8 protein-coding genes are annotated in these 14,050 nt (G+C 30.7%); 5 read left to right on the top strand and 3 right to left on the bottom strand.

The window, feature by feature from the left end; all coding sequences use genetic code 11:
• Window positions 1–32 precede the first annotated feature (32 nt).
• Window positions 33–5,612, bottom strand: coding sequence for an alpha-2-macroglobulin family protein (locus SJY17_RS03105; RefSeq protein ID WP_397364000.1), 5,580 nt, complete (start codon window positions 5,610–5,612; stop codon window positions 33–35).
• Between the two features lie 314 nt (window positions 5,613–5,926).
• Here SJY17_RS03105 and SJY17_RS03100 point away from each other — a divergent pair, with 314 nt between their 5' ends.
• From SJY17_RS03100 to SJY17_RS03080, 5 genes are all read left to right on the top strand, one after another.
• Window positions 5,927–7,480, top strand: coding sequence for an aldehyde dehydrogenase family protein (locus SJY17_RS03100; protein ID WP_397363999.1), 1,554 nt, complete (start codon window positions 5,927–5,929; stop codon window positions 7,478–7,480).
• A gap of 183 nt (window positions 7,481–7,663) precedes the next feature.
• Window positions 7,664–8,611 carry an OmpA family protein gene (locus SJY17_RS03095; protein WP_397363998.1) on the top strand — a complete coding sequence of 316 codons (948 nt, stop codon included), beginning with the start codon at window positions 7,664–7,666 and terminating at the stop codon, window positions 8,609–8,611.
• A gap of 14 nt (window positions 8,612–8,625) precedes the next feature.
• Window positions 8,626–9,207: a hypothetical protein gene (locus SJY17_RS03090; protein ID WP_397363997.1), complete on the top strand. Its 582-nt coding sequence runs from the start codon at window positions 8,626–8,628 to the stop codon at window positions 9,205–9,207.
• A gap of 84 nt (window positions 9,208–9,291) precedes the next feature.
• Window positions 9,292–10,668 carry a DUF1800 family protein gene (locus SJY17_RS03085; RefSeq protein WP_397363996.1) on the top strand — a complete coding sequence of 459 codons (1,377 nt, stop codon included), beginning with the start codon at window positions 9,292–9,294 and terminating at the stop codon, window positions 10,666–10,668.
• 6 nt (window positions 10,669–10,674) lie between these two features.
• Entirely contained in the window at window positions 10,675–11,865 is a 1,191-nt protein-coding gene (locus SJY17_RS03080; RefSeq protein WP_397363995.1) for a DUF1501 domain-containing protein, read from the top strand.
• Between the two features lie 172 nt (window positions 11,866–12,037).
• Here the strand turns inward: SJY17_RS03080 and SJY17_RS03075 are convergent, their stop codons facing one another.
• Together SJY17_RS03075 and SJY17_RS03070 are read right to left on the bottom strand one after the other, a co-directional pair.
• Window positions 12,038–13,168, bottom strand: a complete 1,131-nt coding sequence (locus tag SJY17_RS03075) for an ATP-binding protein (protein WP_397363994.1) — start codon at window positions 13,166–13,168, stop codon at window positions 12,038–12,040.
• A 4-nt stretch (window positions 13,169–13,172) separates the two neighbouring features.
• Window positions 13,173–13,925, bottom strand: coding sequence for an SDR family NAD(P)-dependent oxidoreductase (locus SJY17_RS03070; protein ID WP_397363993.1), 753 nt, complete (start codon window positions 13,923–13,925; stop codon window positions 13,173–13,175).
• Between the last annotated feature and the right edge of the window lie 125 nt (window positions 13,926–14,050).

Raw genomic sequence — 14,050 nt, 5'->3', positions numbered from 1 at the left:
ATCTAATAGATTCCCACTTTCGTGGGAATTTGTTATTTCTCAACCACAATCCATTTTCCTTTATTTCTAACTAAAAAGTCATTATCATACATCGCTTCTGCTTGTATTCCTGGTAAATAATAAGTCCCCAAATAGGATGCATTAAGCATGACGTTAAACGTGTTAGTCTTGTTTGGACCTAAGTTAAAATAGAAATTAACACGATCGTCTCTGATATCTGTAAATCTTGCTTGACTGGTTGTTGACGATCCAAAAGCAGTAAAACGTGTGTTTACAATTTCCCAACCTGATGGAAATATTTGTGTTAAAGCTACATCGTTAACACTGTAATTTTTGGTGTTTGTTACTTGTACTATAGCTACAAAATCTTGACCTTGTTGTAATTTAGAAATATCAATGGTATTTCCTTTTAAGTCTTTATAAACGACACTTGCAGTTAAGCCTCTTTTTTCTTCTAACTCTTGACCTAATGGTAATTTTCCAGAATTTAAAATACGTACATACACTAAATTATCTTTATCGTTTTTAATGGTAATACTGTTGTTGCCATCTTTAATAATTAATGGTCGTTGTGCAATTGCGTTTTTGGTATCTATAGTTTCGGTTTTACCATTAATGCTATAGTTTAATTTCATTGCTTTTCCACCGTTTGCATTTACCATTTTAGCCATAGCTAATAAGCTGTAAGCTGTACTTTGCGTACTCATCCAACGTTGACCAGACAAGTCTTTTGCAATAGTTTCTGACAAACCTTTAACACGCTTGTCTTTAGTCAATACCATGGTTTCTAGAGCCATAGCTCTGTTTCTGTCTACAGATCCATATGTGTAATAATTATATTTAGGTGTTTTAAAATTAATATTTGCAGTACTTGACACTTTATTACTTGCTTCTGTTTGACCAGCTAAAGCATAAGCTGCAGCTAAACGCCATTTTGCTTCGTTAGATATTTCTGAAAACTCTCTTAAACGATTCATTGCAGCTAAATCTGCTTGTCCAGCTAATGCTAATGTGTATAATCTGTATGCTTGTGCTAAGTCAGAATTATAAGACCTGTAACTTGGTCTCCAATTTTGTGCTGCATCTTTTTGGTAGCGTATCCAGTTGCTTTTAAAAGTTAGTGGTAAGACAAATCCTTTTTTCTCTGCTTCTAACATAAAATGCCCAGAATAACTGGTTCCCCAATCATTTGCATTGTTTTCTCCCATCCAATAACTCATACCACCATTTGGTCTTTGAAAATGACCTAAGCGCTTGATTCCGTTTTCAATATTTTTATTGATTTTTTGTTTTTGTTTAGTAGGTAAATCAAAAATATCTTGTAAAAATAATTGAGGAAATACACTAGACGTTGTTTGCTCTACACAACCATGAGGATATTGAATTAAATATTCTAGACGACGCGTAAAATCCATTGGAGGTAGAGTTGAAAACTCCGCAGACGCACTATTTGTTCCTGCAACACCAAAGGTTGTAAAATCTATGGTTTTAGAACTGTTTGCTACTAAATCTTCATTTAACCCTTTAGAGGTTATTGGGTTGACATTTTCGACATCTAATTCTACTTTATAAGTCGAAGATTCGCCATTTCCATTTGCAATAACTTCTACTGTATTTATACCATTTGCTTTACTAACGTCTAATTCAAAATACGCCATTTGTTCATCAGGACGTGCAAATGTTAAGGATTTAGTTTTATCACCAACTATGGTAATTCCATCGCTCAATTTTAATTTAATAGATACATTTTTTACATTAGGTTCCATTGCAAATACAGTAATTGGAAGTGTTACTTTTTCGCCTGGACTTAATTTTCTAGGTAAAGTTGCTAAAACCATTAAAGGTTTTTTGACTTGTACAGATTTATCTGTACTTCCATAAGCTTCAGTTTGATTATTACCAGCTACAACCATGGTTCTAACTGCACCTACGTAATTTGGCATTTTAATCTTATGTGTTTTTCTTCCTCCTGCGTCTAATTTAAATGGTCCAAAAAACTTAACAACAGGTTTAAATCTATTTGCTTTTTTGTTTTTACCATCTGCAGCACTTCCATCACCACCAATTGCAAATACTTGCTCAATACTTCCGCTATAAGCACCAACTACATCATCAAAAACATCCCAAGTTTTAACGCCTAAGGCTTCTCTAGCATAAAATGATTTCCAAGCATTTGGCGTTTTAAAACGTGTTAAATCTAATAAACCTTCCTCTACCATTGCAATGGTATAGGTCATTGATTTATTGTTTTTTTCAGACACAAAAACTTCAAATTCTTGTTCTGGTTGTAACACACTTGGCATCCTAATTTCTGGTTCTAATTTAGTATTTGGGTCTTCTACTAATAATGGAATTACACCAAATAAACGTAGTGGCAAATCGTTAGCTGTAGAGGCATGAGGTTGTAACAATGAAATATTAACAAATACATTTGGAGCCATTTCTTTTGTAATTGGTATATCTACAGTTGTTTCTCCTTTTTTAGTTTTTACCCATGTTTGTTGTAATACCTCAGACCCATTTTCTATACTAATTAAAGCACGACCTTCTGTTCCAGAAGGGAATGTGATTTTAGCAGTTTCGCCAACATTATAATTTTCTTTATCTGCAGCAAATGCTAACATTTTTGCAGCTTCTTTGTCTCCAGATGGTTGACGTTTCCACCAGTTTTTATAAAAATATGCAATACGACCAGTCATATGTCCAGACACTGGATCTGTAATGGTTATGTAATAACGTCCACCTTGATCTTCAGGTACTTTTATATTAAAGGATGCTTTTCCGTTTGTGTTAGTATTTACTTTACTGTTTAAAAAAGTCCTGTGGTAGCTACTTGAGGTATATTGTGATAGGTTGTCGTAAGAGGAGTTCCACCACCAACGCCATTCTATTTTATACACTTTTACTTGTAAGTTATTACGTTTTATTGGGTTTCCTTGATCGTCTACAGTTGCTAAATCAAACGTGTGACTTTCGTCAGTAAAGAAAGATCCGTAGGCTTTTCCTTTAGGCGATTTTAAACCAACAAAAGATTTGTAAGGTGCGTAAGGCATCGAGAAAGCATCCATTGAAAAATCGCCTCCATTTTCAAAAGCACGTACTAAAAATTGTGCGTTTAACATTCCTGGAGCGTCTTTTCCAACACTTAGGTTTTTGGTGATATTTGCTAAACCTTCTGCATCAATATTACCGTCAAAAATGGTAACTTCTTCTGTATTAAATTTTTTGGAAGGATCTCTAAATACATAACCTTTAAAGTTTTTAAATCCAGAATAAGAGTTGCTAAACTTGGCTTTGACTTCTGCTTTAATATTTTTTGCAGGAGCACCATGAAGCCAATTAACTGCTAGTTTTCCGTTTAAAGATTTATTATTACTTAGTATTTTATCTTTAAAATCTATTTTAATTTTAAGTCGATTTGGTTTAACGGTTTCTACTTTTAAGCCTTTATAAAAAGTGGCACCTCCAACGCTAACTTTAGCATTCCAATTACCTGTTTTATCTTCTGTTGCAGTTGGAATTGTAAACTGGTAAAAGTTATCAACTCCATTATTAGTAATATTTTTAAAAGCTAATTTTCCGTTAGCATCTGTAACTTCTAATTTTACAGGATGATTTTTTGGTAATTTATTAGCCATATCATTTAACATAAATGTTAAATGGATGGAATCTCCTGGTCTCCAAACACCACGTTCTGTATAAATATAGCCTTTAAGTCCACGTTGTAAAGTGGTTCCTGAAACATCAAATTTACTAAGCGATAATGAGTTTCCGTCGCGTAGTTTTACATAAGTTTTACTGTTGTTTTTGGAAACAATAGCAAATGCAGCAAGTTTGTTAGTTTTGATTTTTGCTAACCCATCGCTATCTGTATTTGATGTTGCTAATTCTTGTTGCTGAAAACTGTATAACGTAATTTTTGCTCCAGATTCTGGATTAGTATTTAAAATATTGGTAATTGCAAAATGATAATTATTGCCAGCACCTTTTTTTACAATTGCTCCTAAATTAGAACCTATTAAATTTTGAGAAATAACTTTGTCAGAACTATAATATGCATCATGACAAGGGTTTTTACGTTCTCTCCAATTATAACTGTCATTACGATAGCTGTAAGTTATATTGTCCCAATATTCTTCTTCTCTTAAGTCTTCATCCTCAGTATTGGTATAGCTATAATCATTATCTCCATAATAGTCGTCTTCGTAATAATACTCATCTTCGTAATAGTCATCATCATCTTCTTCACTTGATGTATTTGGATTAGCCTCACAATCATATAAAGAATAAGCTTTTTTATAATCTAATTCTATTCTGTAAATAGCACCTGGATCAGCTTTAATATATTTAGATAAATCAATGCTATAAGTTTTCCATGTTCCGTCATTTTCTAAAGGGTTGTCAAAAAGTTTAACTGTGTGTTTAGCAACACGTCTTCCAACACGTCTAATTTGGTTTGCATTATTACTTTCTAAATTATTGTCTTGTAAAAACTGAAGCACATTATCTTCAAAAATCTTAATTATTCTTACATCTACAGCTTTTAAATTAACAGCTTCAAAATTAAATTTTAATTCTTGCGAGTTTGGTAAAATCACACCACTATTAACCAACTTTACTTGAGGTTTAACGTCTTCAAAAGCAATAGTTTCGCTATAAGGAGTTTTTAACTTATAGTTGTCTGTGTTTTTAATACCCTGAAAAACATCGACTTGCACATTACCTGTTATTTTTGAACTTGGATACGCTTTTAAGACATTACCATCAACAATAAATTTTGGATTTTTGCTATTTTGAATAGTCACTAAACCATCAAAATTTTGTTGTTTTTTAATTGGGTCTGAAAAGTTAATGGATAAATATTGTTCTGGTGTTTGAATAACGTCTACAGACATAATCTTAAAGTTGTTTTTACCAGGAATTGCAACAGTATTTTCACCAGAATTATCAGCTTGAATTGTTTTTCCGTTCCACTTAACAAGAATATCAGAATCTTCAACTAAACGATTAATACTATCTATTTTAAATTCAAAATATTTTGAAGGTTCGTTTTTTCCATTCCATTCAATCTTTAATTTCTTGCCTTTTTGAGAAGCTTCAATTAATTGTTTTGCTTCATCTAAAGTAATGACGTCTGACACTTTTACAACACCTAATAAATATTGCCATTCTTTAGAATAGGATTGTAAATTATTGGTTTCGATATTAAAGTTAGGTTTAATGGTTTTAAACTGAAACGTATATTTATTAAACTCTTTTGGTACGTCTTTATATAATTCTCCTAAATTAATCGTAACCGCATATTCTGTATCAGCTTTTAAGTTTTCGTCTGGTATAAATCTTACAGAATGGTCGTTTAATACTATTGCTTTTCCTTCTACATAAGGCGAAATTTTAAACACATTTTTGTCTAATACTTGGTCAGCTTGCCAACCTTCAACAGTTTTTGCTAAATTAACTTTTATGTTTTCTGTTACAGATACTCTGTCTGAAGTTGTATAACTAATATAATCCCTAAACTTAAAAATATTGTCAGTTTTGGTTTCTTTTTGTTTACATGATATTACCAATGTAAAAACTAGTAGAAAGGTAAAAAGCGATTTTAATTGCATAGGATATGGATTGTATTAGATTATTTAATTTAACAAGAAGATACTTGTTAAATAAATTACGTTTAGATATTGTGCTTTAGTTTATTGTGTCTTGTTAAATTCATCATAAATTTTATTTATGAGCAAATTATCAAAAATAAAAGTAAGGTATTTTAATCAAATTTTAGAGTAAATCTAATATTCGTTAACAACTAATTTATAAGCGTAGAGGCTTATCAATTAAATAAAAAGAGACAAGCAAATGGCTCTCTTTTTTTTATTAAAATTCAGTATCTTTGCCTTATTATTTAATAATTCGCAAAAATCTATATAAAATGACAGACATTTCGGCTAAATTCGGAATTAAAGAAGCATTACAACAGTTAGGTGTTAAGGATGTTAATCATGGTACTTCTACAGGATCTAACAATTTTGGAAGTGGAGACTTACTAGAAAGTTATTCTCCAGTTGATGGTAAACTAATTGCAAAAGTATCTACAACTACAAGAGCAGATTACGACAAGGTAATGGAAGCAGCTACTAAAAGTTTTAAGACGTTTAGAGCAATGCCAGCACCTCAAAGAGGAGAAATTGTACGCCAATTTGGAAATAAACTAAGAGAACTAAAAGAACCATTAGGAAAATTAGTGTCCTATGAGATGGGAAAATCTTTGCAAGAAGGTTATGGAGAAGTTCAAGAAATGATTGATATCTGCGATTTTGCAGTAGGTTTATCAAGACAATTAAATGGTCAAACTATTCCGTCTGAAAGACCAGGTCACGTAATGCGAGAGCAGTGGCACTCTCTAGGTGTTGTTGGAATCATATCAGCATTTAATTTTCCTGTAGCAGTTTGGGCTTGGAATACAGCTTTAGCTTGGGTATGTGGTGACACATGTGTTTGGAAAGCATCAGAAAAAGCTCCAGTTTGTGCTGTTGCTTGTCAAAATATTATAGCAGACGTTTTAAAAGAAAACGGTCTAGACGAAGGTATCTCGTGTATTATTAATGGAGATTATAAAGTTGGTGAGTTTATGACAACAGACCATAGGATACCGTTAATATCTGCAACAGGATCTACTAGAATGGGACGTATTGTTGGAGCAACAGTAGCAGAACGTTTTGGAAAATCGTTATTAGAATTAGGAGGTAATAATGCTATAATAATTACACCAACAGCAGATTTAAAAGTAGTTGTTCCAGGTGCAGTATTTGGAGCTGTAGGTACATGTGGACAACGTTGTACATCTACACGTCGTTTAATTATACATGAATCTGTTTATGATAAAGTAAGAGATGCAATTGTTGGTGCATACGGACAATTAACTATAGGAAACCCATTAGACGAGAAAAATCATATAGGACCATTAATAGATCAAGATTCTGTAAACACTTATTTAGCTGCAATTGAAACAGCAAAAGCAGAAGGTGGAAACGTATTAATTGAAGGAGGCGTTTTAGAAGGTGAAGGTTATGAGTCTGGATGTTATGTAAAACCAGCAATAATTGAAGCAAAAAATGATTTTAAAATTGTACAATCAGAAACTTTTGCACCAATTTTATATTTAATGAAATATTCTGGAGAAGTAGAAAATGCAATAGATATGCAAAACGGAGTAGCACAAGGATTGTCGTCTGCAATTATGACAAACGAAATGAAAGAAGCAGAAAAATTCTTATCATTTTCAGGATCAGATTGTGGTATTGCAAATGTCAATATTGGAACATCTGGAGCAGAAATTGGTGGAGCTTTTGGAGGAGAAAAAGAAACAGGTGGAGGACGCGAGTCTGGATCTGATGCATGGAAGATTTACATGAGAAGACAAACCAATACTGTTAACTATTCTGACGAGTTACCTTTAGCTCAGGGAATTAAGTTTGATTTATAATATAGTATCGCTTTCGCGGAAATTAAGCCACATCTTTTTGATGTGGCTTTTTTGATGCAACTTGTTTTTAGCTAGCTTTTTATGTCGTTTATCGATTTTTAACAGTTATTATTTTAATAATTCATAATAAATGTTAATTTTTTTAATAACTTGATAGTCATTAACTTAAAAAACCAAACCATAATGAGTAAAAAAACCGGTTATCTACTAGGTATTTTGCTAACCATTATTCTAGGTACAATTCTGTACTGGTTTTTTTGTTGTAAATGTTGTTATGGCACTGTAAATGCAGACGCTAATACCAATGTAAATACAATAGAAAACAAGAATGATGTTAAAGCAAAATTAGATGCTACCATGAATGCATTTGCAGTAAAAGATGCTAATGGTAATTTAAGTTTTGATATTAATGATAATATTAATTTCAAAACATCAGATTTTCACTATATAGAACCTCTCTCTCCTGAGGTTGATAATGGATTAACACAACTTGTTGATTATTTTGGAGCAAATCCAAATAAATCAATTGACATTACTGGACATTATAGAAGTGATGAAAATAACACCTCTGCATTCCCTAATTTAGGATTAGCACGTGCAAATGCTGTTAAAAATTATTTAACTTCAAAAGGTATGTCCTCTAAAAACGTAAACACGTTTGGAAAATTAGACGACAGTTTTATTGCAGATGATAATAGTATATTACATGGACCATTAAGTTACAATATAAACACAATGGAAGATGGTGATACTAGCCAAGCAGATGCTTTAAAAGCTTTAGGAGACGCTATAAAAGCAGATCCATTAATCTTATACTTCAATACAGCTCAAGCTTCTATAAACTTAACTGCAGAACAACGTCAAAAAGTTGCTGATATGGTTAAATATACAGACAAAGTTGATGGAGCATCCCTTAATGTTACAGGCTATACAGATAATACTGGAAGTAGAGCAACAAATGTAAGATTAGGACAAGAAAGAGCAGATTTTGCTAAAAACTATTTAGTAGAAAATGGCATTGCAGCCAGTAAAATTAATTCCGCTTCTAAAGGACCTGATTCTCCAATTGCAGATAATGCAACAGAAGAAGGAAAAGCTAAAAATAGAAGAGTAGTTGTAACCATTAACTAAAAAAACAAAAAATCATGAATTTATCATTAAACATATTTAATAGTATTCCTTGCTGGTTAATCCCATTATTAGTAGGATTAATAAGTGCAATTTTAGGATACCTTTTAGGAAAACTTCTAGGTGGAAGCAATAATAACAACGTAGATGTAGATGTTTACAAAAACAGAATTAGCAAGCTAGAAACAGATTTAGCAGCTTGTAAAGCAAGTAAAGATTCTATATCTAGATCTTCTGGTGCTGGTAACACAGTATCTTCATTTGCAGCAGGAGCAGCAACAGCTTCAGCTAGTACATCAGTAGCTTTTGATGCAGCAGCAGCTAAAGCAGCATTTGGAAAAAAGATTAAACAAGACGACTTAACGGTTGTTGAAGGTATTGGACCAAAAATTAAAGAATTGTTTCATAATCATAATGTTAGTACTTGGGCTGCTTTAGCAGACTGTAGCGTTGATAAATGTCAAGAAGTTTTAAAAAGTGGAGGAAAGCGTTTTGAAATGCATAAACCAGGAACTTGGCCAGAACAAGCAGATCTTGCTGCTAAAGGATTATGGCAAAAACTTAAAGATTGGCAAGACCAATTGGATGGTGGAAAATAAACTAATTAAAAAACCGTTTTTTTAAAACGGTTTTTTTTATTTAAATTTTGGAAGGGTTTTTGATCTATTTTAATTAAAATTTTTATGACTATTAAGGAAGTTCAGCATTTACATTGGAGAGCAGGTTTTGGGTTAACACCAAAACAAATCTTGGCTATGGAAAATAAAAGCAAACATCAAATTGTTGATGATTTGTTTTTAAAATCTAAACCAATAACTAATGTGCCTTTTAATTTTTCAATGTTTAACATGTATACAAAAAACTATATTCATAAAAATGAAGAAAGACAAAAAGCATTGTCCAAGCTTAATGAAGCGCAAACAAAAAATTTTAATATAAGTTGGATAAAATCTATTGTTAATACAGAAGAAGTATTAAGAGAAAAAATGACCTTATTTTGGGCTAATCACTTTGTTTGTAGAGACAGAAATACAAAATACATTTATAAATATAACACCACATTAAGAAAACATGCATTAGGTGACTTTAGGGAATTTGTTAAAGCAATAACAAAAGAAGCATCAATGATTAATTATTTAAATTTAAATCAGAATAATAAAAAAAGCCCTAATGAAAACTTTGCAAGAGAATTGTTAGAATTATTTACACTTGGCGAAGGTAATTATACAGAAAAAGATATTAAAGAATGTGCTAGAGCATTTACAGGTTATTCTCATGGTTTTAATGGAAACTTTATATTAAGAAAAAATAAACATGATGTAAATCAAAAAGTTTTTTTTAATCAAAAAGGAAACTTTGATGGAGACGAAATTGTAGATATTATTTTATCCAAAAAACAATGTGCAAGATATATATGCGAAAGAATATATGTCCATTTTGTAAATGATATACCCAATGATAATCATGTGGAAGAAATGACCTCTATCTTTTTTAAGGATTATAATATTGAAAACTTAATGCGCTATCTTTTTATGTCTGATTGGTTTTATGCTAAGAAAAATATAGGTAATAAAATTAAATCTCCAATAGATTTATTAGTTGGTATATATAAAATAGTACCCTATAGGTTTAGAGATGAAAAAGAATTTCTTAAAATCCAAAGATTATTAGATCAAGTACTTTTAGATCCACCAAATGTAGGAGGTTGGAAAGGTGGTAAAAATTGGATAACTACAAATAGTTTAATGTTAAGGGTTAAATTGCCCTCAATGTTATTTGAAAAAGAATCTTATACATTTAAAACAACAGGAAGCCTAGATAAAAAAAATTTAAAAATAGTTAGTGTTAAAAATAAATACCAAGATAAACTTGACGTATATGTTGATTGGAAAACATATAAAAAAAGAGTAAAAAAATTAAAATTACATAACTTATTAGATAGTTTAATTTTATGTGATATTAACTCTGGTACATCAAGATATATATCAACTTTTGGAAGAAGACCAAAAAAGAAAAACTTAGTCAAGATTATGTCATTACCAGAATATCAAATGTGTTAATTAATTATGGAAAGAAGAAAATTTATTAAAAATACTGTTTTAGCAAGTAGTTTAACCTTAGTTCCAAGTTTTTTAAAAGCATTTGAAACTATAGATATTAAAAGCATTGGTTATAAACGTTTAGTAATAGTTCAATTAACAGGTGGTAATGATGGTTTAAATACAATAATACCTTATCGTAATGATATTTACTATAGATCAAGACCTAAAATTGCAATTAAAAAAAATGAAACGTTAAGGTTAAATGATGAGTTAGGATTTCATAAAAGCTTAAGACCACTTAAGCACCTTTATGATTCAGGAGACTTATGTATAATTAATAATGTAGGTTATCCAAATCCTAAAAGATCACATTTTAAATCATCAGATATTTGGCACACAGGAACAACTAATAAAAAAGAACAAACTGGATGGTTAGGAAGATATTTGGACAACTACGGTCAAAATGCCCATACAGCAATGCAAATAGATGAGAGTTTATCTTTAGCTTTAAAAGGTAAGTTTAAAAATGGAATTGCAACAAAAAATGCAACAGAGTTATATAGATCCTTACAAGAGTCTGATTTTAATACAATTTTGGCATATCAAAATTCTCAACAGCATTTAAATGAACATAATTTAGGTTATTTATATAGAACAATGATAGATGGGAAGTCTTCTGCAAGATATTTATATGAAACCACTAAAGGAACATCTATATCAAAGGATTATCCTAAAAACGCATTAGGTAATCAATTAAGTACAGTAGCACAGTTTATAAACTCTAGAGTAGCTACAAAGGTTTTTTACACCTCATTATCTGGTTTTGATACACATTCTAATCAAAATGCTAAGCAAGATCGCTTATTAGCTAATTATGCAGATAGCATATCTGCTTTTGTTAAGGATTTAAAAAAACAAAATAATTTTAAGGATACCTTAATTTTGACGTTTTCAGAATTTGGAAGACGTGTTAGTCAAAATTATAGTAAAGGTACAGATCATGGAGCAGCTAATAATGTATTTATTATTGGAGACCAATTAAAAAAACAAGGGTTATATAATAATTTAACAACGTTGCAAGATTTAGACAATAATGGAGATATTAAATACGAAATTGACTTTAGAACTATTTACGCTACAATACTTGACAAATGGTTAAATGTTAATGACCAAAAAGTATTAGATAAATCTTTTAGTAAACTAGATTTTATTTAAAAAATAAAAACCTTAATCCAGTGCCCAATCTTTATGGGGAGAATTAAGGTTTTTTATAGTTGATTAATAGCGTTATAAATATAACACCTATTAATAAGTATGTTAAAAAGTAATTTATGGTTGGTTAAAAAAACTGTGTAATTGGTAATACTTAAATCGTAAAAGTAGTTATTTAACTATATTTTACTTTTCTTAAAATTCGTAAAGACTCTTTGTGTTTATTGTAAATTTCAGGAAATTTTTTTAAATAAGGCTTAGCTTCATTTAATTTATCTAATGCTTCATGAAATAAATTTAAATAACAAATTAAATAGGTAGCAGACAAGTTGTTTAAATCAAGTAATTCGTTTTTATTTAGATCTATATTTTTCTTTAGCTTCTCTAATAGTGCATTATTAGAATTATAAATATGATGTAAAATCTTTTTATCAAATTGAGGCGGATTAAACAATAAGGTCGAGTCTATGTTGTAATTAGCATTGTTACCAAAACTAATTACTGTACGCTCTAAAGGATAGTATTTAAAGGAATTTTGAAGTCCTAGTTGCACATACTCTATAATAGTAAAAGAATCCTTGTTATAACTAATCGCAACTTCATCTAAGGTTGAAAAAAATAAACGTACTTGCTCGTTAATTAATTCTATGTCTACTCTAGAGTAAAAGGTTTCATCTTTAACATGTTTTTTTTCACCTGACCAACACAGCACAAAATATTCTTTAAATACCATATATTTTGGGTCGTAATCTTGTCGTTTTTGCATAAAATCAAAAACACCATTTAAAGTATATTCAATATTATTTTGCGCATGATTTTCAATAGCTTCAACAATTTTAGAATTAACATCCTTAATGTCGCTTTTAAAAACCTTTGGCATGCTCATGCTACCATCCCTAAAAAAGACAGATCCACCATAATATTTCCAAATGTTTTTTCTTAAAGAAGTTAACCCTTCATTGGCTCGAATAGTTACTAAACCAACTACTTTATCGTCTGGCAAATGCGGAAATGGAATGTTTTCATATTGTACAATTGGTGGATTGGTTAAGTAGGCATTGATAAGGTTTTGGATTTTAGAATCGTCAAAAAAATCTACTCCAATTATTTTATTATCCTCATCCTCGACACCAATAACAATAAACGAGTTGTTTTTAGGATTACTATTTGACAAAGCACAAATGTGCTTTAAAAACTTAGCTTTTCCTTCTTTTTGACTAATATCAATTTTTCGCTTTTTGTCATAAAAACTATTCTCATCGTTATGTGCGAGTAGGTTTTTAATAAGTAAGCGTTTGTTAACCATAGCTTTACTCCTTTTTTACAATAGTACTACTAGCTTGTGCAGTACAAAACATTAGTACATCTGCAATATTTACATGTGCAGGACGTGATACTGCAAAGTAAATAACATCTGCTAAGTCTTCTGGTTGTAAGGCTTTATAACCTTTATAAACGTTATCTGCTTTAGCATCTCCTTTAAAACGGACTTGCGAAAATTCCGTTTCCACCAAACCAGGATTTATAGCAGTAACTTTTATTCCAAAAGGGTTAAGGTCAATACGCATCCCTTCTGTCACTGCAACAACAGCATGTTTACTTGCACAATATACATTACCATTTGGATATACTTCCTTTCCTGCTGACGACCCAATATTAATAATATGTCCAGATTTACGTGCAGTCATTTGTGGTATTACCGCTTTACTTACATAAAGTAGTCCTTTAACATTTATATCCATCATTGCATCCCAATCGTCCAGATTACCATCTTGGATTGGGTCTAAACCATGTGCGTTTCCTGCGTTATTAATTAAGATATCAATTTGTTTAAATTCTGATGGTAAAGACTCAATTGCTTTAAAAACTGCTTTTTTATCCCTTACATCAAAGTTTAAAGTATATACATTAGTAAGTTTTGATAATGCTTTTTCTATAGTATCTAAACGCTCCTGACGACGTCCACAAATAATAATATTAATGCCTTGTTTTGCAAATTCATGTGCAGTAGCCCTTCCAATTCCACTAGTTGCTCCTGTTATTAATGCTGTTTTACTACTCATAATTTAATTTCATTATTCATTAAAAAACATTTAATTAATTGTTAATAATCTTGATATTTGATTGTTGATTAAAAGTAAAACATAAATTACTCTTAAAAGTGTAACAAACACGCTATTTTTAACCA

The organism is Olleya sp. R77988 (assembly GCF_044594215.1).
In the GTDB taxonomy this organism is placed as follows: domain Bacteria; phylum Bacteroidota; class Bacteroidia; order Flavobacteriales; family Flavobacteriaceae; genus Olleya.
Note: the sequence above shows the minus strand (reverse complement) of the source record. Positions and strands in the feature narration are given on the sequence as shown.